Origin of the sequence: Prevotella sp. khp7 (assembly GCF_900109055.1) — a bacterium.
Taxonomy (GTDB): Bacteria; Bacteroidota; Bacteroidia; order Bacteroidales; family Bacteroidaceae; genus Prevotella.
Genome location: NZ_FOIV01000003.1, coordinates 671099 through 695668, shown reverse-complemented (window position 1 = coordinate 695668; position 24570 = coordinate 671099). Strand labels below are relative to the sequence as shown.

The window sequence follows — 24570 nt, the reverse complement described above, 5'->3', positions numbered from 1 at the left end:
ATGATACTTGATAAGATAGATGAACTCCTGAAAGAAGTACAGGATTTAAGCGCAAAAAACGCAGAGGAAGTTGAGCAGCTCCGACTGAAGTATCTGAGCAAGAAAGGCGAGATTACAGCCTTGATGAACGATTTCCGCAATGTTGCTGCCGATCAGAAGAAAACTGTCGGCATGAAGATTAACGAACTGAAGACACTCGCCACAGAGCGCATTAATCAGTTGCGCGAAGAGGTGGAGACTGAGGAGAGCGGCGAAGAGACTATTGACCTGACCCGTACTCCCTATCCCATTCAGCTCGGCACACGCCACCCGCTGACAATCGTTACCAATGAGATTATCGATATCTTCTCGCGTATGGGCTTCGTCCTAGCCGATGGCCCAGAGGTTGAAGACGACCTGCACGTGTTCACCAAGATGAACTTCGCAGCCGATCATCCTGCTCGTGATATGCAGGATACTTTCTTTGTATCGCAGCATCCCAACGATGTAACAAAGAACATCCTGCTCCGCTCTCACACCTCATCGGTACAGGCTCGTGTGATGGAACACTTGCATACAGAAGATGGCAAGTTATCTGAGCCTATCCGTGTCATCTGTCCTGGACGCGTATATCGTAACGAGGCCATCACGGCTCGTGCGCACTGTTTCTTCCATCAGGTAGAAGGTCTCTATATTGACAAAAATGTTTCGTTTACAGACCTGAAGCAGGTCCTGTTGTCGTTTGCCAAAGAAATGTTTGGTGCCGATACGAAGATTCGCCTGCGCCCCAGCTATTTCCCATTCACAGAACCCTCAGCTGAGATGGATATCTCCTGCTTCATCTGTGGCGGTGAAGGATGCGGTTTCTGCAAGCATACAGGTTGGGTAGAAATTTTGGGCTGTGGTATGGTTGACCCCAACGTACTTGAGCAATGCGGCATCGACTCTAAGATTTACAGCGGCTATGCCTTTGGTATGGGCGTTGAACGTATCACAAACTTGAAATATCGTGTAAGCGACTTGCGAATGTTCTCCGAAAACGACACCCGTTTCCTCGAAGAATTCGAATCAGCTAACTAATATAAAAGCCTCACCAAATGGTGAGGCTTTTCTTTATCTATGCATTATATTCAAATACCCGTTTAATTCCTTCCGTAAGTGAAACCTCTGGTTTCCACCCTAAGTGTTCAATCGCAGTTGTATCTAAGGCTGTACGACGATAAGAACAATAACCTTTTTGCTCACCAACTGAAATTACAACCTGAACACCTTCTCTCTGCGATGCCAACAGTTTTGCCAGATTCCTTATACTGGTGGGTTCAGTCTCATTAGCCAAATTATAGGCCATTCCGGGAGTTCCATAAAAAAGTACAGTAAACATGCCCAATACGGCATCTGTTACATATAGAAAAGCACGGAGTGCTTCACCATTGCTTTTCAACACGATATCACGCCCGGTCACCACATCACCCATCAAGTCAGCCATCACCCTCCCATCATTCTCCAACGTCATCGTTGGCCCGTATGAATGAGCTATACGAATGGTATTGAAACTCATGCCGTATTGCAGATAATAACTCCTCAACAAAGTCTCTGCAGCTCTCTTACTTTCAGGATAACACGATCTATCATCCATAGTATCGAGAGTTCCAAATGCTTTCTCGTCCAGCACGTCAGCCTCTTCGTTCTTACCATAGACCTCACGAGTCGAAGCAAATATCACTTTCGCCGTCTGCCAGTTACGAGCACATTCTAGTATATTCATCGTCCCCACCAGATTACACCTCATAATGCCAACTGGGTCTGTATTGATAAAGTGCGGACTGGCATTCCCTGCCAGATGGAATATATAGTCAATCCCTCCTTCATACGCAATTGGAGCACAAACATCCTGAATCAGGAGACGGAAATAAGGTTTATCCAGATAAGAGCCAAAGAATTCTTCAGCCTTCTTGCGATTCCTGCAAAGTGCCACCACACGCACATCAACGCCACAATGCTCATGCAAATAGAGCAACAGCAAAGTAACATACGATGCCAACATGCCTGTAGCCCCAGTTACGAGAACCGTCTTTCCATCGAGTTGCCTCCAAGGCAGACTCGCCTCACCCATTCTTCGCAAGTCGTCTATAACAATCCTATTATTCATGCTACAGTCCGAACACGACGCCCTCTTCCCTTGCCTCTATGATGGCACGAAACATAAAACAGTCGGCAGGTGTCGTTATTTTAATATTCTCTACTGTTCCAAGAATCGTATTAAACTTATGCCCATAATACTTCATCATCGTACAGGTATCTATGAAATCGTGCTTTTCCTCTTTCAAAGCCCTCAGGTGGGCAGCCATCACATCACCCAGCCTGAAACACTGAGGAGCCCTGGCCACATAGCAATTCGAGCGGTTTGGAATAGACCAGTCACCATTTTCACCTTCAACGACTATAGTTTCCATCGCAGGCACTACAACCACGCAGTTTCCCTTCTCGTTGGCCACTTCGATACACTCCAGGATTGTCTTATCCATCGCCAGAGGGCGCACACCATCATGAATCAGCACCATCGTGTCGTCTGGATAATGATCCTTCACGCATACCAGTCCGTTGTAGATTGAATCCTGTCCCTTTCTGCCACCAGGCACAATATGCAGCACTTTGTCAAGATTATATTTCTCCACTTCGTGACGCAGATAAGGTATCCAGTCTTCCAGACAAACCACTACGATACCGTCTACAGCAGATATACGCTGGAATATCTCAATAGTGTATATTACAATAGGCTTACTTCTGAACTCAATAAACTGCTTGGGGCGACTGTAGTTATGAAGTCTGCTCCCCATTCCTCCTGCATATATTACTGCGATATTCATATCTTAGCTATATTATTGGATAGTCATTATTCCATATAACTTTCTTACCATTCAAGAAATCGGCCATCTTCTTCGCGATATCCTTGGCAGAGTGGCCTGTTTCGTTCAGTCCCATCCTCAGGGCAAAGGCGTCCCACCTCTTCAGATAGTCCTCTTCATTGAATGCCTTCACGTTCTGTTCCAGTTCGTCATTATTCGTGGCATACGGGAACGGCAATTCCTCCATCTCATAATACACGCCCCTTTCTTCATTCTTATACTGATTGAAGTCTGTGGCATACGTAAAACAGGGAATCCGCCTCAGGGCAGCATCGAAGATACAACTCGAATAGTCGCTTATCATCACGTCCGTTGCCATCAGCAGGCACTGCATATCCTGATAGTCAGTCACATCCTTCACATCCGGATGCGTTTTCTGATAGTCCTTCACATATAGTCTCAAACTGGGGTGAAATCTGATCACCATCGTCCACTCGCCTCCAAACTTCTCCGTCAACACCTTCTTCAAACGTTGCATGTCAAGGCTGTATACATTCATATCAATCTGATAATCCCCGGAGAAACTGAGTCGCCAGGTTGGCGCATAGAGCAGGACCTTGTTATTCAATGGGATGCCCAGCTCTTTACGGGCTTTCAAGCCCTCTTCAGGGTTGTTCAGCACCAGCATGTCGTTCTTAGGATAGCCGCATTTCCAGATAGGGCCATGAAATCTGAACGCCCTGCGATAGATTTTTGAAAGATGGTCGGAGTTCGAGATAAACACATCCGCCATATCAGAGGCATTTTTGAAAAACGAGATCTGTCTTTTCTGCGTCGCATATTTCCCTTCAATATCACGCGACACCTTTTTGATGCCAAGTCCGCCGTGCCAAGTTTCAACATACATCTGCCCTTTACGCTTCACGTAATAATCTGGATCCAAACAGTTATTGGTCCATATCTTAGCAGTCGCATATTCATAGAAATAGCGAAGCGAACGCCATCTGACAATTCTCATCCACGAAGGTACCTCATACGCATAGCGCGGATCCTTTACCCACACAATGTCTATATCAGGGCAAAGCTTATGCAGCTCCTCCATGATATATTTCTGGTTATCGTTAAAGTTTCTGCCAGCAGACACGCTCACCAGCACCTTGTTCTTTTTGATTGGAAATATGCGCAACAGATAGAACAGAGCAATAATCATTGCTCCTCCAACAGGTCTTGCAAAGGGTTTCACAATCATCCACAATTTATGGCTAAGGTTCATCCTTATATTTATATATCTTACAATTTGCAAAATTAATAAAATTCGAGCAAAACACCAAAAAGCGATGGGTTTTTCTTTAAAATTTTATTTCCTTCGCAGAACTTTGATTGTAGTTCCCTGTTACTTTACTCCTAGTAAACCCATACTTTAGTCGGAGTAAAATAGAGGTTTAGTCGGAGTAAAATAAAATGTTTCACCGCGGATTATTTGGAATCTTCGGCTTTTTTACGTAATTTTGCAGCCGGAATAAAATAGAGAGATGAACCAGCCATCAACCACAACCGAAAAAGAGAAAGATGTTTCTCCAATAGATTAATATGCATAAGCCATTAGTCAGTATCGTAGTACCAATATATAATACAGCAGAATACATCGATGAATGTGTTCAGTCCATTCTGTCGCAGTCATATACCAATACTGAAATCATTCTCATCAATGATGGAAGTACGGATGGCTCTGGTGAGATATGTCAGAAATATGTAAATCTGCCTCATGTCAGATATGTAGAACAAGAAAATCAGGGACTGACCAAAGTAAGAGAGAAAGGGGTTATACTATCTCGTGGCGAATGGGTGATGTTCGTTGACTCAGATGACGTGCTACTACAGGATAGCATTAAAAGGCTAGTACAATTATCAGGAGATGATTGTGATATTGTTATCGGCAGACATCTAAATAATAAAAATACAGGTTTACCTGATTACTATAGTTGGGAAGAGTACCTTTACAGAATCTATTCCATCACGACAAGTATTTCCACCTGGGGAAAGCTGTATAGAAAGCAATTGGTAATGAATAGTCCTCATGCGTTTGAGTATAATTTGATTAGGGCGCAGGATCTACTAACGAATATTGCTATAGCAAAGACAAACAGGAAGAATGTTCAAATATGTAAAGAGCCAGTATATTACTATAGACAACGTCTCAACTCGACTGTACATACAATTCTTTTCTCATTTGACTATTGTTACAATTTATGCAATATTGCCGATTCAATTATGGGCGAGAGCCTTACGTATAGAAAAAGGTTAAACGGAAGTATCAGTCAGCGACTTTATTATTATCCTATTATTCTAAAAGGCAATAACTACCAAGGCAACAACAAACACCCTTTTGTAAAGAATATCATACGACGGATGAATGAGGCACGAATGTTACGGTTAAGTGACAGACTGGTATTAGCAGCATCAGACAGGAGAACCGTGAAGATATGCCTGCTCTCATCAAAAATCATTAGAAGACTTGAGAAACCCTCTCTAATCCATAGAGATATTAAACGAATCATCAAGCGTTAGTTAAAATGGACTCCTCATTAGTAAGCATCATAATCCCCATATATAATACAGCTGAGTACGTTGAAAAATGTATTCTTTCTGTTCTGTCTCAGTCATACAAGAATATCGAATTGATTCTCGTAAATGATGGGAGTACGGACAATTCTGGCAAGATATGTAAGAAGTATGAGAATTTGCCCAATGTTATATACATAGAACAAGAAAATCGCGGGGTTACAGCAGCAAGGAAGCAAGGTGTAGATACAGCAAAGGGCGAATGGATTATGTTTGTGGACTCTGATGATCTTTTGGTTGAGGATTCTATATACGGATTAATGGATATATGCAAATCAGCTGATATTATTATTGGTGCAAATCAGAGGAACATTGATAGCGTAAAGAAATTGCCAGATATTATATCCAAAGAAAAATATCTTGAAATGCAATATGCAAGAGAAATCTCCGCCAGTCCCTGTGCAAAATTATTTAGAAGAAGATTGTTTGACGAACAAGCACTAACATTCCCTAAGCATATTGTCAGATGTGAAGACTATTTGATGAATCTGGTACTGGCTATTAACAATCAATCAGATGTATATGTATATAAACATCAAATTTGCTTTATTAGAAACAACCCGACGTCAGCCACCCATACACGTCTTCTGACATTGGACTATATGTTGGAGTTATGCAAAAGAGCAGATGATATTATAAGTAATCATATTCCTTATGGCATATTTCTAAATCAAAGGGTGAAGCAAAGGATATATTTTTTTTATGAAGCAATGCACGACACCAAATATACCAGCAATTCCCATCATCCATTTATAAAAGACATCAAGCGTTGCATGAATGAGGCTGGAGTATGGAGCCCAATAGACAGATGGTTATTAACCATATCATCGCCATGGGCTGTACAAAGTGTATGGAATCTTAGAAGGGTGATAATGAGGATAAAAAATCCTTTTATGATAAAACACGACATAAAGAAAATCTTAACATATATTCATTCTTCAGACATAACAGATAAATAGAGGTTCTTATAATTCAAACCCACATTTGTTCGGCAATATCTGCTCAAAGGCCTTTATAAGTCTTTCTTTATATTCATCGAAATGGGTTACATGATCTCCGTCATTCAAACAAATCAGTTTTTTCTTTTGATGACAAATGCAGTCAACACTCTCAGATATGTTTTTATCGCAGAGATAGAACACCTTTCCATATTTGTAAACATTACAGGGCGTAAAATTGCCTGAAGCCAATTGCCAGTAACGTATTAATGTAGGAGAAACATCTCCATAAGATCGGAATTTACTTTCACATGTCCTTGCCAACTCTCCCCCACAACACTTCCATATCTCATCATAGGTTTTCTTTAGATATATCTGTGGCAAATGATTCAAGCTGAAACCAGGAAATTGTGGGAGTCTAAGATACCTAAGATTCGCTTTTACGACCCATGGGATTGATGGTGGATACCACTTAAAGATGTTTTTCTTCACAACCTTCGTTTTCTCAAAATACTGATTTACCAAAGCCTTCGCCATAAAGCAACAGTTGTCATAGACATTCGCTTTACTATGGCACACAGCCGACATAATGGCCATATCACATGGAAGCCCATTCCTAAAGAAATGCGTAGGAAAAACATTATCGATAATAAACATGTCATCACAGAAATAGACGAACTTGTCAGACAGTCCTTCTATTCTGTGGAAATTGAATTCTATAGGGAAACAGCTAAAAGTAGGCATGTATTGAGACGGAACAATATCTTTGTCATTCAACACAATCAACTTGGGGTGCTTGGTATTCATCCATTTAGGAGGATTCGCATTGGTAACGAAGTACACCTTATTAACCCAAGGTGCAAACTTTTCTATTCCTCTGAATAGGAAATATAACATATCCCAATCGCGATATCGATATATACTACTATCTACAGTCCGACCGGCCTTGGCAGAGTAATATTCATACTGTTTTTTCCACTCAGGGTCATCATTACTTCCCCATGTTATGACAAAATCAATCTTTTCGTTCCCCATTTCCTAACATCTTATTATGATAGTTTATTTATGCCACAAAGATACAACATTTTCTATATAAAGCGAGAGTTGGAGTCCTCATTCGTTCGCATCGTAGTTCCTATATATTATAATGTCTCTTATAAACGCGCCGTCTTAGTTTACTGATGACTCTCCATCTACAATAAATAAACATATACTGCCAATAAGGCGCGATAAATCCTGGTAAGTAATAATGGAAATCACGCAAATATGATTTGAGCCGAAATCTATTTCCTAATAATAGTAACTTAATTGATGGTTTTACGTATTGACGCAACTCTTTATATGTCTTTTCATAAAGTAGGAATGAATTCATAAACTTACTGAGGGCTTCATAAAAGAAGAATTGCAGGAATTGATATGTTTCATAGTTAAAAAGCATTCTATTCTTAACAAATGAAAACATTTCGATTAGTATAATTATATAAGCTCTTGAAACTGAATTCTTATTGCAATATGATGTTACACTCCGACTTCCTTCCCTGACTCTAATACTATATGTGACTCTCTTTGACGCAAATAAACTTTTTGCAACACATGCTGTCTGAAACCCCCAAAGTTCATCTTCAAAATGAATTCCTTCTTTAAAATTTAATTTTCCTTCATGAACAAATTGCGATCTATATAATTTATTTGTTGCCGTCATATTCCATCTCTGACGATAGTTTTTCATAATATCAGGAGATCTCAGAATTGTACCATCCTCTAACTTAAGTCTCATCCAACCACTTGGTTTTTCACCGTCTATCACCTTTATATCCCCTACAACAATATCATATAATTCCTCAACAAGCGGCGCCGTCAGTGTTTCAAAGCAGTCATCCGTAATCTCATCGTCACCATCCAGAAAGTAAAGATATTCACATGTTGCAGCATCCATTCCGATGTTACGAGCTACTGAAGGACCTTGATTGTGAGTAGCATGGATAATTTTGAAAGCAATAGGGCCAGAATATTCTGCTATAAGCTTCTTAACAACCTCTATACTATTGTCTGTTCCACAATCATCTACAAAGATACACTCGATTTTCCCCTCATACGTTTGACGCATGACACTTCTAACACAAGCCGCAACATATGGCTCTACATTGTAAACAGGAACGATAACACTGACTGATGGTTTATGCATATAGAGTTTATGGTAGTTTTTCGCTTAGACTGACTCCAGACCAATGAAACCTTCGGTAGAGAGCCTAAGGGGATGGGCATATGGCTCGTAGAAACCCTCGACGTGGAGGGTCTGGCAATTCTGAGCTTGGAAGAAATCCTGTACATGGGGCTCATGCAGATAAAGTGCAATGATATAATAACCATCTGCCAGATACTTAGGAAGACGGATATGTCGCTCAAAAGTAAACTCGCCAGGTTGGATATTACATAGTTGACCCGTATAACAACCTTCAATAAAACCTGCCAATGGCGTACCATCGAGTTTCTTGATAATCATACGCACCTCACATTTCATGGGTTCTTTGGTCGTACCCTTGATAAGTACATCGAGAACCTCTTGCCTTGGAGACAATGATGTTGTGGTATAGGGTGTATTATTAATCTGTATCTCTTTGATTTTCAAATAGCTTTTGCAATAGCCTATACAATCTGTCATCAGTTTCCGGTTCTCTGTCTGGGTGGTAGCAGACTTCAGATAATGATCGATAGCCTCTTCTGCTGTTCCAATAAAATCGGTCATGCCATCGCAGAGCACGATACCCTTCTGACAAAGATTACGAACCGACGCCATATTATGGCTGACGAACAAGACGGTTCTACCTTCGCCTTTCGCCACATCCTGCATCTTGCCAATAGCTTTCTTCTGGAAGTCGGCATCTCCTACTGCCAGCACCTCATCCACCACCAGTATCTCTGGCTCCAGATGGGCTGCTACAGAGAAGCCCAAACGCACCTTCATACCTGAAGAATAGCGTTTGACGGGGGTATCGAGGTAACGCTCACAGCCAGAGAAATCCACAATTTCGTCGAGCTTACGGGTAATCTCAGCCTTAGTCATACCCATGATGGCGCCATTCATATAGATGTTCTCACGACCAGTCATCTCTGGATGGAAGCCAGTACCAACCTCAAGTAACGAGGCGATGCGTCCACAAACGTTGATTTCGCCAATACTGGGGGCAGTCACTCGTGAAAGCAGCTTCAACAGAGTACTCTTACCTGCACCATTCTTACCGATAATGCCCACCACATCGCCTTGCTCCACACTAAAATCTATGTCCTTCAGTGCCCATACGAAATCGCTTTCACCTTTCTTTGAACGGATGTTGGTCTCACCAATCTTCAGGAAGGGGTCTTCCTTGCCAAGTACATTCATAGCCCACCAGCGACTGAAGTCACGACTGAAGGTGCCAGTAGAGACCAGTCCCAAGCGATACTGCTTACCTACATGATTAAATTCAATAGCCTTCATACAGTATCCATGAAATTGCGCTGCACCTTATTGAATATCACAATACTGAACAGTAGTAAAACACTCATAAACAGGAAACTATAGCCAAGGGAGAGCCATGAGAAATAGCCTTGACCCAAAGTGGCATATTTGAAGGCTTCGATGATCGACGTCATCGGATTAGCCAGAATCAGTGTGCGAAGTGAACTCTCTTCTACCATACTCAAGGGATAGACAATAGGTGTGGCATACATCCAAAGCTGGACGATAAAAGTAAAGAGTATCGTAAAGTCGCGATACTTAGTGGTCAGCGATGAGATTAGGATGCCAAAGCCAAGACCTAAGCCTGCCAGCATCACAACAAATACTGGTGTGAGCAGGATGGCCCAATTAACGGCAAGGTCTGCACCATTAAAAAAGAAATAAAGATACATCACCACGAACAAGCCTGCCTGAATGGCGAACCTGAGGAGATTGGAAATCACCACAGCGATAGGCACTACCAAACGAGGGAAATAAACCTTGCCAAACATGTGCTGATTAGCCGTAAATGTGGACGACGACTGATTCAGACAGTCTGCGAAATAGAACCAGCAGATGTTACCTGCCATATAGAAGATGGCTTGAGGAATCCCGTCTGTACTCATCTTGGCAATACCACCAAACACTACCATGTTCATAATTACAGTGAGGACGGGTTGTATCAAATACCACAAGGGACCAAGTATGGTTTGTTTGTACTGTACCACGATGTTTCTCCTGACAAACAACTCCGTCAGGTCACGATAGCGCCAGATTTCGCCCAGATCGATATGCCACAGCCTTTCATGGGGCCGAATCCGCATGGTCCAGTATTGCTTCTGTTCTTTTTTTCTCATCTCTGATTACCTCATTTATAGTTAAGGCGCTGCAAAGGTAATGTAAATTGAGTAAAAAACCAAATTTTTAAATAAGGAAATGGTTCCGACACTTGCCTTCAAGCTAATCTTTCGCCGTTACTACCGTTACGATGTAGGCACTTAGCAAAACCAAAACACCTGCTACGGGCTTATCCCATGTAAAAACGTCCTGACCTAACAGAATAGCAACAAACGATGCGATAACTGGTTGCAGATTGGTGTAGATACTCACCGTGGTGGCCTGCAAGTACTTCATAGCAAATGGAATCAGGAAATAGCCGAGGGCCGTTGCGCATAAAACAATGAAGAGCATTTCGGCAACGCCATCCCATCCCCAAGATGCTGTATAAAGCGCATTGGCCGAAAGTTCAGGAATAGCTATAGGTACTGTAACGATAGCAGAGATGAGAAAAACATATTTCATCTGCGTAACAGGCGAATACTTCGAGGCTACGTTGCGGGTTATTATCAGATAGACAGCCCACGTGAGGACACTTAGAATAGCCAGCGAGATACCTATCAGATCGTTTTTCCCAGAACCCTGAGACTGGCTCATCAGTACCATTAAAACAGCTCCCACAATACCTAGAAGAACGCCCAGAGATTTCATGGGCGTAATCTTTTCGCCAATGGTCAGTGCAGCACAAAGCATCACGGCTACAGGCGTCAGCGCAGCTATGAGTGAGAAGTAAACAGGACTGGTATAATCGAGCGCCCAAGCTGTAAGCGTCTGGGAAATTACAAATCCCATCAAACCGCCTATCAGGATTGTAATCAGGTCTTTACGCTCCACATGCTCCTTTGGAAGAAATGCAGCAATCAGCCAAAATACCAGACAGGCGCCCAATGAGCGCGAAGCCATATAACCCATCGGAGTAACCCACTCGTCGAGCAACAGTTTGGTGACGGGTACGCCAAGTCCGAAAATTGTGTTTGCAAAGAAGATAGCGCTATGCGCCTGCAGTTTTTTGTTCATAATCTATGGTTGTAAAAATCTAATCGTTCACGAAGTGTCATCTTGGCAAACCTCCGCCATTCTGTAGCAGAACCGTCATGCGAGAGATAATCAGGCTCATTCATTCTATGATAAGCCTCCATCTCAAAGGGATTCAGCAGATAGCCGGCATTCCTGAGTTTCCTACACATGGAAAGGGCCCGCAACCAATACCACATATACAATAGGTAGAAACGTAGCCAGGAGTCGCCACACGACTGTGCTTGCCTCAGATGTATCATCTCATGATTCTTCATGGCTGAGAAGCCACTATTAAAAGCATCAGCCTCTTGTTGTGTGGGAGTCAGAATCTTACCGAAGAATGTCAACCCCTCGTAGCCCTTACGAAGCCAGAAGGTATTAACAACAGCCGGCATGTCGGCAACCCTACTTGGTCGCACAGCACGCCACATAATCGGTATCACCTGAAACATCATCCACATAACGACCGCAAAGTTACAAAAAAAATAAAAAGGGGAAAAAATAAAAAGACAAAAGTTGTGATTTCTCTTTTTTTTCGTAAATTTGCAGGCATTAAATAAGAAATACAATGGATGAGATCAGACGCATAGAGCAACTTCGTCAGGAATTGCACAAGCACAACTACAGATATTACGTTCTAAACCAACCTACGATTGGCGATCAGGAGTTCGACTTCATGATGCATGAACTACAGGACTTAGAGGCTCGTCATCCTGAGATGGCTGACCCAAACTCCCCTACCCAACGTGTAGGCAGCGACCTGAATGCGGAGTTCCGTCAGGTAGAACACAAATACCCCATGCTCTCACTTGCCAACACTTATAACGAACAGGATGTGGCCGACTGGTATGAGAGTGTGAAGAAAGGACTGGCTGGTGAAGACTTTGAAGTGTGCTGCGAGATGAAATACGATGGTCTCTCTATCTCTTTGACTTATGTTGATGGCAAACTGATACAGGCCGTAACTCGTGGTGATGGTGTGCATGGCGACGATGTGACTACCAATGTAAAGACAATCCGTAGTATTCCCCTAGTGCTAACGCCACCTGTTGCCAACGACCTGTTTGCAACCCCAAGCTATCCTCGCGAGTTCGAGATACGTGGCGAGATCCTGATGCCTTGGGCTGTATTTGAACGTCTGAACAAGGAGCGCGAGGAAGCCGAGGAGCCTCTCTTCGCCAACCCTCGCAATGCCGCCAGTGGTACACTGAAAAGTCAGAAGTCAAGTTTAGTTGCCAGTCGTCAGCTCGATGCTTACCTTTATTATCTGTTAGGCGAGGAGTTGCCTGCCGATGGACATTTCGAGAATCTGGAAGTGGCACGTTCATGGGGGTTCAAAATCAGTGAGGGCATGAAAAAAGTCAAGACCCTGCAGCAGATTTACGACTTCATCAACTACTGGGATACGGCGCGCAAGAACCTGCCTGTAGCTACCGATGGCATTGTACTGAAAGTAAACTCTCTGCGCCAACAGCGCGCCTTAGGCTTTACCGCCAAGAGTCCACGCTGGGCCATTGCCTATAAATTTAAGGCTGAGCGTGTGTGCACCCGTCTCAATGAAGTCACTTATCAGGTTGGCCGTACCGGTGCTATCACCCCTGTAGCCAATATGGATCCTGTGCAGTTGGCAGGCACCACCGTGAAGCGCGCCACACTGAATAATGAGGACTTCATCCGCTCGTTCGACCTGCATATCGGAGATTACGTCTATGTTGAGAAAGGCGGTGAGATTATTCCCAAAATCGTTGGTGTAGATGTAAACCAGCGCCCCATCATCGCCCAACCTGTAGAGTTCATCAAGCGCTGCCCTGAATGCGGCACACCATTGGTACGCTATGAAGGCGAGGCTGCCTGGTATTGTCCTAACGACACGGGGTGCCCGCCACAGATTAAGGGGCGTATCGAACACTTCATTGCCCGTAAGGCTATGAACATCGATTCACTGGGTCCTGAGACTGTCGATGATTTCTATCGTCAGGGACTCATCAAGAACATCGCAGATCTTTATAAGATTGAGGTGCAGCAGATCAATGGCGATGGCAGCCGCACCAAATCAGCTCAGAGAATCGTGAACGGCATTGCCGCCTCAAAGCAAGTACCTTTCGAACGAGTGGTCTTTGCCCTTGGCATCCGTTTCGTAGGTGAGACATCGGCGAAACTGCTAGCACGTCATTTCAAGAATATCGATTCCTTGATGAATGCCGGATTGGAAGAGTTGCAGGAGATTGAGGGCATCGGTGAGGTGATGGCCAAGAGTATCATCACCTATTTCCACGATGAGAAAAACATTGAAATCGTTGAGCGCCTGAGAAACTACGGTCTGCAGATGGAACTATCAGAGGAACAGACTGCCCAGACGAGCGACAAGCTGACAGGACAGAGCATTGTAATCAGTGGTGTCTTTACTCACCATAGTCGTGATGAGTATAAGGCTATCATCGAACAAAATGGTGGCAAGAACGTTGGAAGTATCTCTAGCAAGACTTCATTTATCCTTGCTGGAGAGAATATGGGTCCCTCGAAACTCCAGAAAGCTGAGAAATTAGGTATTAAGATTGTGAGCGAAGAAGATTTCCTATCTATGATAGAATAATCAGTCCTCGTCCCAATAACTGATGGTGCGTGTCTGGTTAACTTTCATGGTCTGAGGTCGCTGACCTTTCTCCCAATAGGTCAGGGTCAGTTCGTTCTTAATCCAGTTACCGTTGTCATCGCGTTCCTCTATGCTGTTTTTCATGTTGATAGACATGATGCACTCGTTCTGCTTATCGAACACCTTCTTGCTTTGCTGAGTCATCTCGCCATCATCATTATATTTATACTCGTTTATTACCTTCAGACCCGACTTCGTGTTTGTCAGCGTCTGTCTGCGCAAATTGCATTCGTCGTCATATTCATAGGCTATCACGCTCTTCTCACCTGACGCTTCCATCTGTGCAGCCTCAGTGATATAACCCGCGCCATTATACTTTCTGTCTATCAAGTCAGCACCCTCAAGTTTGCCCCTTTCATCGAAATGCAGAATGGCTTCCTCACCCACAGGATTCTCGGTAATTACCTCCTGTATGAATCCCTTCAGTCCCATATTGGCAGCATCTTTATAATAAGGTGCCATATTCAGATAGAAATAGGTTATTGTGTGGCGTCCTTCCGCATCAAGCGAAGTGGACTGACGAATATAGCCATAATCGGTCATCGTATGAAGCGAGCCGTCACCCTTCGCCTTGAAGTTACCCCACTCACGCTGGAGTTTACCTAACAGATATTTCTGGTTGCGGTCAAAAAGTTCACGAGTCCGATATGGTCCGCATTTTACCGTCACATCCGACAACAGACGGGTTTTCTCATTAACGGTCACCATCAATTTAGCATCCTTGATGCCGTAGAAGTCACCTTTAAAATAATAGGTATCAGGATCATCGCCTTCAGACTTCACCTGCTGGAATCCCGCAGCCTGCAAAGTAGGTATAAACACCGAGTCGGTCCCCTCCAAGGGCACATCCATCAGCGTCATACACTTCACGTCACTGACTGCCTGCCCCCAAGCAAAAGCAGTCACCAACAGCATCCAGAATAACAGTCCAACCTTTCTCATTGGGTGCAAAAGTACAGATAATAATCCAATTATCTTTCTTTTTTATCAATTTTTAAAATAATCGCTCAGAATTATCCACTCCGAATAATTGTACCCGGCCTCTGTCAGCGAGTTTTTGTAATGTGGATTCAGTAGCGTATGGCCTAGTCCCCGCCACTCAGAATCAATGTTGAGGATGTCGAGAATTGTGGTAAACACATCGAGTTGGTTGCACTGGCCATGCCATGCCTCATCGTTCGAGAAACCGCCATTAATGATAAATACAGGCAGTTCGCGCTCATTGATAATCGGCGGTAATTCCAACTGGTTTTCCGACACATGATGGTCAGCGACGATTACAATCAGCGAACTGTCATACAGTCCCTTTGCTTTCAAACTGTCAAAATAGCGTTTAATCTGATTATCCGTATAATGACAGGCATTCAGATAATAGCCGAATTCTGATGGCTCTACGCCGACAGTAGCCGTAAACTCATTGTCGATATTCTCGATATATGGCTTGTGCATCGAAAAAGTGAGGACCGTCGAGAAGAATGGCTGACTGCTCTGCGAATCCACGGAATCAGCCAATGCCATCACCTGTTCATCGGAAAGGAACGAACCATGAGACTTCGGGTAATCATTTCTCGAATAAAGTTTTTCTATCCCGTATGCCTTACACATGGCATCCTGACTCCACATCGCTGCAGCCGTTGGAATCACCATCCGTGTCTGCATACCTCTCTGTCGTTTCAGTATGGCAGGTAAGGCAGGCATTGTATTGCGCTTCGCCTTAGTGATTGAGATTTGGCATCTTAGAGGCAATAATCCCATCATGTATATAAACTGTCCGTCTGACGATTCACCGCCTTGGATATTCGAGGTCATGTGACCATTATAATAAACAGAAGAATCGCGGGCCAACGAATTGAGGAAAGGAGTTACCTCCTGATTGTCTATCTTCATGTCTACTGAAAACGACATATATGACTCCACCAATAGGATAATCACGTTCTTAATCTCCGAATTAGCATGATGTCCACTCACCTGCATAGGTTTCAAGCGATTAATTTCATGCTTAATTTCCAACTTCTTTTCTTCTGTGAGTTTATGAGTGCCAAACTTTTCTTCAATGAAAGCAAATGCCATGCATCGCATTGAACCACGCTGGAAATTGGTATACACAGGCTGACACGTATAGCGCCACGTACGGAACAGTTCGTAGTTAATATCCTCTACATAGGCTTTCATACTGAATGTCGGCTTCAGTACCCAGTGTGATGCCAGTCCTAATAAGATGACCGAAAGAATTCCTACCACACAATATTTGAGCGACTTCAGTTTCAATCTCATATCGGGAATCTTCCGATAGAGAACTATTGCCAATACCAAACTCAACGCAAAATACAGGTCGCCCCAGCGAAAGCCGTCAATAAGACTACGAACTACGACAGGATCGGCCAGACTATTACTCTCGCTAAACGCCGAATAAGGAATATACTGAAAGAAGAAGCGGGAATAAACAATATTCGAGAATGCCCAAAGACATGTAACGACCGTAGTAAGAAATGCGCCGATGCGTAATCTCCCCAAGGATGCTAATGTAAAGAGTGAGATCAGTAGCACCACCTCTATCGTCACAAAACAGAAATTATCCACATAATCTACTGGCACCATCGGCTTTTCCACATCACATGTCATGATGATTGTATAATGCATCACCAGCAGGTTCAGAATACATAGTGCTTTAAAAAAGCACACATACTTATTGGATAAAAGATTCATCTCAATATTATAGATTTTGGTTGCAAAGATACGAATATTTTTTGTATCTGCAAAAAAAATCGTAACTTTAAGCAATGCTCGAAGTGCTCACGTTCGGAATTATCCAAATAAATTTGGTATTTCCCTCACTTATTCGTAACTTTGTCCCCATGAAAAAGGGATTGGTACTTGAAGGCGGCGCCATGCGCGGGCTCTTTACGGCAGGCATCATCGATGTGATGATGGAGGCAGGCATTGAACCCGATGGACTCATTGGCGTATCGGCGGGAGCAGCTTTCGGCTGTAATTATAAGTCAAGACAACCTGGGCGCGCCATTCGATATAATACGAGGTTTGCCCGCGACAAGCGTTACTGTAGCTGGCAATCACTGCTCCGTACTGGCAATCTCTATAACGCTGAGTTCGGCTATCACATCATCCCCACACAATACGACATCTTCGACAACGAGGCTTTCGATAAGAACCCTATGGCCTTCTACGCCGTCTGCACTGATGTACTGACAGGTAAAGCCATCTACAAGAAACTGGAAAAAGCCACTCCCCTCACCTACGACTGGATTCGCGCATCGGCCTCTATGCCGCTGGCATCAAAGGTCGTTGAATTAGAAGGTCTGAAGGTGCTTGATGGCGGCGTTGCCGACTCCATCCCCCTTGAGTACTTCGAGCAGATTGGCTATGACCGCAACGTGGTGGTTCTTACGCAGCCAGAGGGCTATGTCAAGGGGCACAACCGCCTGATGCCGTTAATGCGCATCGCACTGAGGAAATACCCCCTGATGATTGAGGCTCTCGACAAACGCCATATCATGTATAATCAGCAATTGGACTATATACGTCAAGCAGAGCAAGAAGGTCGCTGTCTCGTCATTCGTCCGAAGGAGAAACTGCGTATCGGACACATCTCTCACGACCCGGAAGAGATGCGCCGCATTTATGAGTACGGAAGAGTGGTTGGAAAAGATTATATAGAACATATTAAAGAGTTTTATACAATATGAGGACATGTCACTTTATTATGAGAAAAAAGCATCTTACCGGTATAGTTTTACTTAGCTCTCTCTGCATGGTCATGCATTCATGTTCCATTATAAGAGGACTCCGTGCCGATGGCCAAAGCGGGCCACATATATATAGTTTTGAGCATCATGCCCACGACACCATTACCAATGGGACACAGGCATTCCAATTCCCTTATGCAGAGAAACAGGCAGTTTGGATTGACACACTGCATTTTTTCAACCAAGCCCCTCGGTATCATAACATCACATTACAGAAGGCATTGGCAGGAAAAACCGATACACAAGGTATCCTTATCATTCAAAACGACAGCATCGTCTATGAGAAATGTTTTGGTGATATCTCTACCGACAGGCTGGCAACCATATTCTCGATATCGAAATCCATCACTTCCTTATTGTGTGGAATTGCCGTCGACGATGGTTTTATCAAAAGTGTGGATGATGCCGTGACAGACTATCTGCCAGAACTGAAGAAGAAAGACCCTATGTGGCAAAAGCTTACCATCCGACATTTACTCAACATGCAGAGCGGACTGGACTTTGATGACACCTATTCCCTTCGGATAAAGCATCTGAAGCGACTCAATGCGATGGCGAAACTGAATTATGGCCATAATCTGAGAAAGCAGATCCGGCAACAGAAATTCCGTTGTCCCCCTGGTACAGAATACCGTTATGAGAGTATGACAAGCCAGATTCTCGGTGTGGTCATCGAACGAGCCACAGGAAAACGCTATGCCGACTATCTCAGTGAAAAAGTGTGGAGACCATTGCAGATGGAGTCGCCAGCCACTATCAACATCGATAGCCACAAGCATGACCTTGCTCACGCTTTCGGCGGCATATCTACCACCATGAAAGATTTGGCAAAACTTGGACGACTCTACCTTAATCGTGGCATGTGGAATGGGAAACGCATCGTCAGTGAAGACTGGATACGACAATCCACCGAATATGACAATGATAACCACGGCTATCACTTCTGTTGGTATAATACAAGCAGTATCGGAGCCGAAAAGCCTCTATACCCAGGCTTCTACGCTCATGGCATTCGCGGACAAGTGCTATACGTCAATCCCCACAACCAACTCATCATGGTTAGAATAGGAAAACATGACAACACCTATGCCTCCATTCCTTATCTCTTTGAGCAACTTAGCGACTCGTTCTCTGGAGAACTTCCGAGAATAGGCGAAAAGTCCAAATAATCATCGTTTTTCACCATAAAATAGAAAAATAGTTGTAACTTTGCAGCGAAGATAGAGGGATATATTATAACAACTTAAGATTATTACGCAAAATGAGAATAGATATTATCACCGTGTTGCCCGAGATGATCGAAGGCTTCGTCCATGAGTCCATTCTGGCACGTGCAGAGAAGAAAGGACTGGCAGAGATACGCCTGCATAACCTCCGTGACTACACTCTCGACAAGTGGCGTCGCGTTGACGATTACCCTTATGGCGGTTCTGCCGGTATGGTGATGCAGTGCGAACCTATCGACCGCTGCATCACGGCCCTCAAGGCTGAACGCGACTACGACGAGGTCATCTTCACATCGCCTGATGGCGAACGGTTCGACCAACACATGGCCAACGAACTCTCGCTGAAAGGCAACCTCATTATCCTTGCGGGCCACTACAAGGGCATCGACCAGCGCGTGCGCGATCACCTCATCACCAAAGAGATCTCTATTGGCGACTTCGTACTGACGGGGGGCGAACTCGTGGCAGCCATGATTGCCGACGCCATCGTCCGTGTCGTGCCTGGGGTGATTGGTGATGAACAGAGTGCACTCTCCGACTGTTTCCAGGACGATATCCTCGCCGCTCCCATCTACACACGTCCTGCCGACTACAAAGGATGGAAGGTTCCAGACATTCTGCTGAGCGGCAACGAGGCGAAAGTCCGCGAATGGGAATTTGAGCAAGCTATGGAGCGCACACGCCGACTCCGCCCCGATCTTCTGAAAGACAAATAACTGCGATTTTGACTTGTATTCATGTTCTCATAAGTTAAAAACGTTATATTTTCATAAATCGGGATTCTGATAACGGCTATAATCAGCCATAACCCGACAATTAGACTTCATGGCCTCGTAACTTTGCAACTGCGTTGCCGAGACCTCGCCGGCCGTCTCCGTAGGGAGCCTAGGGGGAGTGTAACCCCCTCTTAGGCCCCTTATATAAGGGGGGCCAAGAGAGGGGTATACACAACACTCCCCCTGGATCCCGGAGGAGACGGCCTCCACCAAGTCTCGGCTGGCAGCAGAAAAAAACGAAAGGCATGAATATGATCAATTTCAAAGAAGTACCAGACCATTATCTGCTCTGTATGAAGGAAGACTGCCCAATGGCAGATCACTGCTTGCGCCAGATGGCCATGCATGTACTAACCAAGCACGACAAGGTTGTTAAGATTGCGAATCCGCTACTGACTCATCCCTCCGAACGGTGCAAGTTCTACCGTCCTGATGAGCCTCAAGTCTTCGCCAGAGGCTTCGCAGCCATGCAAGAAAAGATGCTACCTCATCAGTACAGTGTCTTTATGAAATGCCTCCAGCAACGATTTGGACGTACCGGGTATTTTGAACGCAGACGAGGAGACAGACTTTGTTCGCCAGATGATATTAAAGCAATTAAGGCCTTACTTGAGAAAATGGGGCTACAACATCTGGAATTTGAAGCTTATGAACTACACCATAACTGGAACGACTGACCATAAGGATAGTCTCTAAGAGCAGTACAGACGTTCCGTACTGCAGTATTCCGACACTTGTACTACGGTATGTCCATATCTGTACTATGGTATGCCCTATTCCGTACCATAGTAGTACCTTTCCCGCACTACAAGAAAGTAACGATTCATCGTATCAAAAAAGAATCCCAGCCACTTGGCTGGGATTGGTCTTTATTTGTTTGCGAAGCGCTCCGCTTGCTGGCGGATGAGTTCAGCATCGTTGAAATAGTCGATACGCATGGCTTTACGGACCTCATCCATGGTCTGAGCCCCGACTTCACGAGCCTGCTCCGTACCTTTCTTTAATATATTATATATTTCAGGGATGTCTTTCTCGAACTCGGCACGACGAACACGCATGGGCTCCAGGAACTTGTTGAGCACCTGATTGAGGAACTTCTTGCACTTCATGTCGCCAAGGCCACCACGACGGTAGTGATCTTTCAACTCATCAAGGTTCTGATACTCTGGCAGGAACTCCTTGAAGTCGTCATCGCATGAGAAAGCATCGAGATAGGTAAATACGGCATTTCCTTCTACATGACCGGGATCGTTGAGGTTCACGTGCTCTGGATCGGTATACATAGAGCGTACCTTCTGCCATACATCATCAGCAGAATCCGAAAGGTAGATACAGTTGCCTAATGACTTCGACATTTTCTCCTTACCATCGGTACCTGGCAGGCGACGAGCTGTAAGGTTCTCGGGCAACAGAATGTTGGGTTCAACGAGTACGGGAGCGTAGATCTGATTGAAGCGACGCACCAGCTCACGGGTTACCTCGAGCATAGGCTCCTGATCCTCACCTGCAGGAACGGTAGTGGCCTTGAACAGAGTGATGTCGGCTGCCTGAGATACAGGGTAGCAGAAAAAGCCGAGAGGGATGCTCTCACCTTCGAAGCCACGCATCTTCACCTCTGTCTTCACAGTAGGATTGCGCTGTACGCGACTTACCGATACGAGGTTCATCAGATAGGTGGTAAGTTCTGCCAGTTCAGGAATCTGACTCTGGATAAACAATACGCACTTCTCTGGATCAAGACCTGCTGCGAGGTAGTCAAGAGCCACCTCTATGATGTTCTGACGAATTTTCTCTGGATTATCTGCATTATCGGTCAATGCCTGAACGTCGGCCATAAACACGAACATACGATCAAAGTTACCTTCGTTCTGCAACAAGACACGGCGGCGAAGTGAGCCTACATAGTGCCCTAAGTGGAGTTTGCCGGTGGGACGATCACCGGTCAGAATTACTTTTCCCATTGTATTTTAATGTCTGTTATTTCAAATTTGGCTGCAAAGATAATAAAAAAAAGTAAGAAAGCAGAAAGGTAAATAAGGTAAATCGTCATTTGCCGTGCGTTTTTTTTCTTTTTTACCTTATTTTCCCTTTTTTATCCCTAAGCAGAATCGCTCGCCTACATCAAAGCCTTCTTCATAGAGGGCTTCAAGTTTCTCTACATCACGACAGATGCGCTCAACCTCCATCGGGCGTTCAGGACGAATGCAGATAATCTCACCCCAATCCTCCATCCGCTCTATGAGATCAAGCTGCTCATTATAGACTTTCACATGATGGCTCAGCACAACACGCAGACGAGGATACTCCTTGTAGAGAAAACGAGGAATTTTGAAGTCAGGTTCACTAGAACGGAAGCCACGATTTCTGGTGAGTATCACGACGTTAGGCGAATAGCCTTTATCAATGGCTCGCGCCACAGGAATACTGTCAACAATGCCGCCATCAAGCATCGGGATACCATCAACCTCAGTAATCTGAGCCACATAGGGCAGCGAACTCGACGCCTTGACAATAGCTGTCAGTCGCCGTGCATCGTTTTTCTCTGAGAGATATTCTGCACGCCCCGTAAGACAGTTAGTAGTCACCACCTCGTATGTCGCTGGATTATTCCTGTAAGCCTCATAGTCGAAAGGTACGATCTCATTAGGAAAGCGCTCATAGAGGATGTTGGGGTCGAAGATGCTGCCTTGGGTGAGCAGACTCTTCAGCGATATATAGTCATACTTACGCAGCATATCGATATTCGAGTACCGGGCCCTACGAGGCTGACAACTCATATACGACAGTCCGTTGCATGCACCTGCCGACACAGCAACCACATATGGAAAGGTTAAATCGTACTTCATAAAAGCATCGAGTACCCCCGATGTAAACACGCCTCGCATGCCTCCACCTTCTAACACAAGTCCAGTTTTTCTGTCTATCTGCATAAATATTGCAAAAATTTGCCGCAAAGATACAGCTTTTTGAAGAATAATATGTAACTTTGCCGACAATTTGACGAATAATAACGAAAACATTGACAAATGTTCAACAAAGAAACTTATATTGATCGACGTAAAGAACTGAAGCAGCTCGTTGGCGAAGGCATCATTGTTTTGTTTGGAAACAATGAGTCTCCAGCAAACTATCCCGCCAATGCCTACGCTCCCATGCGACAGGACTCCACGTTCCTTTATTATTTTGGACAGCACCGCGACGGGCTGGTAGGTGTCATTGATATCGACAATGACACAGAGATAATCTTTGGTGACGATATCGACGTGGAAGACATCGTGTGGATGGGCTTCACCCCATCTGTAGCCGATCTGGCTTCAGAGGTAGGTGTCAGCAATACAGCTCCAATGGCGGAACTGAAGACGCTTTGCAACAAGGCAAAGGGGCGCACAATCCATTTCCTGCCTCCCTATCGTTTCGATACAAAGATTCAGATCATGGACCTTTTGGGCATCCATCCCACCCAGCAAAAAGAGGCCGCTTCCTTGAAGCTCATCAAAGCCGTAGTGAAGATGCGTGCCACGAAGAGTGCCGAGGAGATAGCATATATCGATGCTGCCTGCGACGTGGGTTACGTGATGCACACCACAGCCCAATTGCTTATCAGGCCTGGTGTGACAGAACGTTTCGTGGCAGGTCAGGTGGACGGCATCGCCCGCAGTCTGGCTCAGGGAAACAGTTTTGCCACCATCTTCTCACAGCATGGTGAAATCATGCATGGCAACCCCTCCGATGCTAAGTTAGAAGCGGGTCGTCTGGCACTTTGTGATGCAGGTTGCGAACTCAACGACTATTGCTCAGATCATACCCGTACCATGCCTGTGTCAGGTAAGTTCACCCAGCGACAACTCGACATCTACTCTATTGTAGAGGCCTGTCACGACTATGTACTTGAGGTGGCTAAGCCCGGTGTAAAGTATGCCGATGTACATTTCGCCGTATGCCGTCTGATGACGGAGCGACTGAAGGAACTCGGACTGATGAAGGGCGACGTTGACGAGGCTGTCGCTGCCGGAGCCCACGCCATGTTCCTGCCTCACGGATTGGGACACATGATGGGTATGGACGTACACGATATGGAAGGACTGGGACAGATATATGTTGGCTTCGATGAAGAGACACGCCCCAATCTGGAGCAGTTTGGTACCAATTGTCTACGCATGGGGCGCAAGCTGGAAGAGGGTTTCGTTGTAACCGACGAGCCAGGCATCTATTTCATCCCCGCCCTGATAGACGAGTGGAAGGCCAGCGGACACTGCAAGGAGTTCCTGAACTTCGACAAACTAGAGACATACAAGGACTTTGGCGGTATACGCATCGAAGACGATATTCTGATCACGAAAGACGGCTGCCGTTTCCTCGGACAGAAGCGCATTCCTTATCACCCCAAGGATCTTGAGGCTTTTATGGAAAAGAACAATTACTAAACAATACAAT

22 protein-coding genes are annotated in these 24570 nt (G+C 44.7%); 9 read left to right on the top strand and 13 right to left on the bottom strand.

From position 1 onward, the window contains the following. Positions 1 to 1059, top strand: coding sequence for a phenylalanine--tRNA ligase subunit alpha (gene pheS / locus BMX82_RS09920; RefSeq protein WP_091768422.1), 1059 nt, complete (start codon positions 1 to 3; stop codon positions 1057 to 1059). 37 nt (positions 1060 to 1096) lie between these two features. Here the strand turns inward: pheS and BMX82_RS09915 are convergent, their stop codons facing one another. Genes BMX82_RS09915 through BMX82_RS09905 form a run of 3 tightly spaced genes read right to left on the bottom strand, consistent with a single transcriptional unit; the run spans position 1097 to position 4098 of the window. Next, entirely contained in the window at positions 1097 to 2128 is a 1032-nt protein-coding gene (locus BMX82_RS09915) for an NAD-dependent epimerase/dehydratase family protein (protein WP_091768419.1), read from the bottom strand. A gap of 1 nt (position 2129) precedes the next feature. After that, positions 2130 to 2846, bottom strand: coding sequence for an IspD/TarI family cytidylyltransferase (locus BMX82_RS09910; RefSeq protein ID WP_091768416.1), 717 nt, complete (start codon positions 2844 to 2846; stop codon positions 2130 to 2132). A gap of 7 nt (positions 2847 to 2853) precedes the next feature. Further along, the gene (locus tag BMX82_RS09905) at positions 2854 to 4098 is read right to left on the bottom strand and encodes a CDP-glycerol glycerophosphotransferase family protein (RefSeq protein WP_091768413.1); all 1245 of its coding nucleotides are present in this window, start codon (positions 4096 to 4098) and stop codon (positions 2854 to 2856) included. A gap of 317 nt (positions 4099 to 4415) precedes the next feature. On the opposite strand from BMX82_RS09905, the gene BMX82_RS09900 reads away from it, so the two are divergent. Both BMX82_RS09900 and BMX82_RS09895 read left to right on the top strand, forming a co-directional pair. Continuing rightward, positions 4416 to 5393 (top strand): glycosyltransferase family 2 protein, encoded by a 978-nt coding sequence (locus BMX82_RS09900; protein WP_091768410.1) that lies wholly within the window; start codon positions 4416 to 4418, stop codon positions 5391 to 5393. Between the two features lie 5 nt (positions 5394 to 5398). Beyond that, positions 5399 to 6406: a glycosyltransferase family 2 protein gene (locus BMX82_RS09895; protein ID WP_091768407.1), complete on the top strand. Its 1008-nt coding sequence runs from the start codon at positions 5399 to 5401 to the stop codon at positions 6404 to 6406. 6 nt (positions 6407 to 6412) lie between these two features. On the opposite strand, the gene BMX82_RS09890 is transcribed toward BMX82_RS09895, so the two are convergent. The 6 genes from BMX82_RS09890 to BMX82_RS09865 form a co-directional block, all read right to left on the bottom strand. Beyond that, entirely contained in the window at positions 6413 to 7420 is a 1008-nt protein-coding gene (locus tag BMX82_RS09890) for a hypothetical protein (RefSeq protein WP_091768404.1), read from the bottom strand. Between the two features lie 100 nt (positions 7421 to 7520). Next, positions 7521 to 8570 (bottom strand): glycosyltransferase family 2 protein, encoded by a 1050-nt coding sequence (locus BMX82_RS09885; protein ID WP_091768401.1) that lies wholly within the window; start codon positions 8568 to 8570, stop codon positions 7521 to 7523. A 24-nt stretch (positions 8571 to 8594) separates the two neighbouring features. Further along, entirely contained in the window at positions 8595 to 9863 is a 1269-nt protein-coding gene (locus BMX82_RS09880) for an ABC transporter ATP-binding protein (protein WP_091768398.1), read from the bottom strand. Further along, complete coding sequence (locus BMX82_RS09875) at positions 9860 to 10720, bottom strand: ABC transporter permease (protein ID WP_091768395.1); 861 nt, start codon at positions 10718 to 10720, stop codon at positions 9860 to 9862. The genes BMX82_RS09880 and BMX82_RS09875 overlap by 4 nt, the downstream gene beginning before the upstream one ends. Positions 10721 to 10823: 103 nt before the next feature. Further along, positions 10824 to 11717: a DMT family transporter gene (locus BMX82_RS09870; RefSeq protein WP_036911059.1), complete on the bottom strand. Its 894-nt coding sequence runs from the start codon at positions 11715 to 11717 to the stop codon at positions 10824 to 10826. Continuing rightward, positions 11714 to 12178 (bottom strand): hypothetical protein, encoded by a 465-nt coding sequence (locus BMX82_RS09865; protein ID WP_036911061.1) that lies wholly within the window; start codon positions 12176 to 12178, stop codon positions 11714 to 11716. Before BMX82_RS09865 ends, BMX82_RS09870 begins: the two co-directional genes overlap by 4 nt. Before the next feature lie 107 nt (positions 12179 to 12285). On the opposite strand from BMX82_RS09865, the gene ligA reads away from it, so the two are divergent. Continuing rightward, entirely contained in the window at positions 12286 to 14310 is a 2025-nt protein-coding gene (ligA, locus tag BMX82_RS09860) for an NAD-dependent DNA ligase LigA (RefSeq protein WP_091768392.1), read from the top strand. Here ligA and BMX82_RS09855 read toward each other — a convergent pair whose 3' ends face one another. Then, a complete protein-coding gene (locus tag BMX82_RS09855; RefSeq protein WP_091768389.1) occupies positions 14311 to 15312 on the bottom strand; it encodes a hypothetical protein in 1002 nt (333 codons plus the stop codon). It lies immediately after the preceding gene. A gap of 45 nt (positions 15313 to 15357) precedes the next feature. Further along, positions 15358 to 17010: an LTA synthase family protein gene (locus BMX82_RS09850; RefSeq protein ID WP_177172073.1), complete on the bottom strand. Its 1653-nt coding sequence runs from the start codon at positions 17008 to 17010 to the stop codon at positions 15358 to 15360. A gap of 215 nt (positions 17011 to 17225) precedes the next feature. Between BMX82_RS09850 and BMX82_RS09845 the strand changes: the two genes are divergently transcribed. The 4 genes from BMX82_RS09845 to BMX82_RS09830 all read left to right on the top strand — a co-directional run bounded on the left by BMX82_RS09845 (position 17226) and on the right by BMX82_RS09830 (position 20813). Beyond that, positions 17226 to 18074, top strand: a complete 849-nt coding sequence (locus tag BMX82_RS09845; protein ID WP_036911232.1) for a patatin-like phospholipase family protein — start codon at positions 17226 to 17228, stop codon at positions 18072 to 18074. A gap of 17 nt (positions 18075 to 18091) precedes the next feature. Beyond that, entirely contained in the window at positions 18092 to 19303 is a 1212-nt protein-coding gene (locus BMX82_RS09840; protein WP_177172072.1) for a serine hydrolase domain-containing protein, read from the top strand. 92 nt (positions 19304 to 19395) lie between these two features. Beyond that, complete coding sequence (gene trmD / locus BMX82_RS09835; protein ID WP_036911069.1) at positions 19396 to 20076, top strand: tRNA (guanosine(37)-N1)-methyltransferase TrmD; 681 nt, start codon at positions 19396 to 19398, stop codon at positions 20074 to 20076. Between the two features lie 311 nt (positions 20077 to 20387). Beyond that, on the top strand, positions 20388 to 20813 hold the full coding sequence (locus tag BMX82_RS09830) for a DUF6078 family protein (RefSeq protein ID WP_218142022.1): 426 nt from the start codon (positions 20388 to 20390) through the stop codon (positions 20811 to 20813). Positions 20814 to 21005: 192 nt separating this feature from the next. Here BMX82_RS09830 and trpS read toward each other — a convergent pair whose 3' ends face one another. Both trpS and BMX82_RS09820 read right to left on the bottom strand, forming a co-directional pair. Further along, on the bottom strand, positions 21006 to 22097 hold the full coding sequence (gene trpS / locus BMX82_RS09825; protein WP_036911071.1) for a tryptophan--tRNA ligase: 1092 nt from the start codon (positions 22095 to 22097) through the stop codon (positions 21006 to 21008). A 117-nt stretch (positions 22098 to 22214) separates the two neighbouring features. After that, on the bottom strand, positions 22215 to 23066 hold the full coding sequence (locus BMX82_RS09820; RefSeq protein WP_036911073.1) for a patatin-like phospholipase family protein: 852 nt from the start codon (positions 23064 to 23066) through the stop codon (positions 22215 to 22217). Between the two features lie 96 nt (positions 23067 to 23162). Between BMX82_RS09820 and BMX82_RS09815 the strand changes: the two genes are divergently transcribed. After that, positions 23163 to 24560: an aminopeptidase P family protein gene (locus BMX82_RS09815; protein ID WP_091768377.1), complete on the top strand. Its 1398-nt coding sequence runs from the start codon at positions 23163 to 23165 to the stop codon at positions 24558 to 24560. The last annotated feature ends 10 nt before the right edge of the window (positions 24561 to 24570 follow it).

What these genes read in the sequence shown, in the direction of transcription:
- trpS (WP_036911071.1), bottom strand. Translation starts at nt 22,097, where the DNA reads ATGGGAAAAGTAATTCTGACCGGTGATCGTCCCACCGGCAAACTCCAC.
- BMX82_RS09900 (WP_091768410.1), top strand. Translation starts at nt 4,416, where the DNA reads ATGCATAAGCCATTAGTCAGTATCGTAGTACCAATATATAATACAGCA.
- BMX82_RS09880 (WP_091768398.1), bottom strand. Translation starts at nt 9,863, where the DNA reads ATGAAGGCTATTGAATTTAATCATGTAGGTAAGCAGTATCGCTTGGGA.
- BMX82_RS09910 (WP_091768416.1), bottom strand. Translation starts at nt 2,846, where the DNA reads ATGAATATCGCAGTAATATATGCAGGAGGAATGGGGAGCAGACTTCAT.
- BMX82_RS09865 (WP_036911061.1), bottom strand. Translation starts at nt 12,178, where the DNA reads ATGTGGATGATGTTTCAGGTGATACCGATTATGTGGCGTGCTGTGCGA.
- BMX82_RS09820 (WP_036911073.1), bottom strand. Translation starts at nt 23,066, where the DNA reads ATGCAGATAGACAGAAAAACTGGACTTGTGTTAGAAGGTGGAGGCATG.
- BMX82_RS09840 (WP_177172072.1), top strand. Translation starts at nt 18,092, where the DNA reads ATGAGAAAAAAGCATCTTACCGGTATAGTTTTACTTAGCTCTCTCTGC.
- BMX82_RS09845 (WP_036911232.1), top strand. Translation starts at nt 17,226, where the DNA reads ATGAAAAAGGGATTGGTACTTGAAGGCGGCGCCATGCGCGGGCTCTTT.
- BMX82_RS09815 (WP_091768377.1), top strand. Translation starts at nt 23,163, where the DNA reads ATGTTCAACAAAGAAACTTATATTGATCGACGTAAAGAACTGAAGCAG.
- BMX82_RS09870 (WP_036911059.1), bottom strand. Translation starts at nt 11,717, where the DNA reads ATGAACAAAAAACTGCAGGCGCATAGCGCTATCTTCTTTGCAAACACA.
- pheS (WP_091768422.1), top strand. Translation starts at nt 1, where the DNA reads ATGATACTTGATAAGATAGATGAACTCCTGAAAGAAGTACAGGATTTA.
- BMX82_RS09850 (WP_177172073.1), bottom strand. Translation starts at nt 17,010, where the DNA reads ATGCATTATACAATCATCATGACATGTGATGTGGAAAAGCCGATGGTG.
- BMX82_RS09885 (WP_091768401.1), bottom strand. Translation starts at nt 8,570, where the DNA reads ATGCATAAACCATCAGTCAGTGTTATCGTTCCTGTTTACAATGTAGAG.
- trmD (WP_036911069.1), top strand. Translation starts at nt 19,396, where the DNA reads ATGAGAATAGATATTATCACCGTGTTGCCCGAGATGATCGAAGGCTTC.
- BMX82_RS09875 (WP_091768395.1), bottom strand. Translation starts at nt 10,720, where the DNA reads ATGAGAAAAAAAGAACAGAAGCAATACTGGACCATGCGGATTCGGCCC.
- BMX82_RS09915 (WP_091768419.1), bottom strand. Translation starts at nt 2,128, where the DNA reads ATGAATAATAGGATTGTTATAGACGACTTGCGAAGAATGGGTGAGGCG.
- BMX82_RS09905 (WP_091768413.1), bottom strand. Translation starts at nt 4,098, where the DNA reads ATGAACCTTAGCCATAAATTGTGGATGATTGTGAAACCCTTTGCAAGA.
- ligA (WP_091768392.1), top strand. Translation starts at nt 12,286, where the DNA reads ATGGATGAGATCAGACGCATAGAGCAACTTCGTCAGGAATTGCACAAG.
- BMX82_RS09895 (WP_091768407.1), top strand. Translation starts at nt 5,399, where the DNA reads ATGGACTCCTCATTAGTAAGCATCATAATCCCCATATATAATACAGCT.
- BMX82_RS09855 (WP_091768389.1), bottom strand. Translation starts at nt 15,312, where the DNA reads ATGAGAAAGGTTGGACTGTTATTCTGGATGCTGTTGGTGACTGCTTTT.
- BMX82_RS09830 (WP_218142022.1), top strand. Translation starts at nt 20,388, where the DNA reads ATGATCAATTTCAAAGAAGTACCAGACCATTATCTGCTCTGTATGAAG.
- BMX82_RS09890 (WP_091768404.1), bottom strand. Translation starts at nt 7,420, where the DNA reads ATGGGGAACGAAAAGATTGATTTTGTCATAACATGGGGAAGTAATGAT.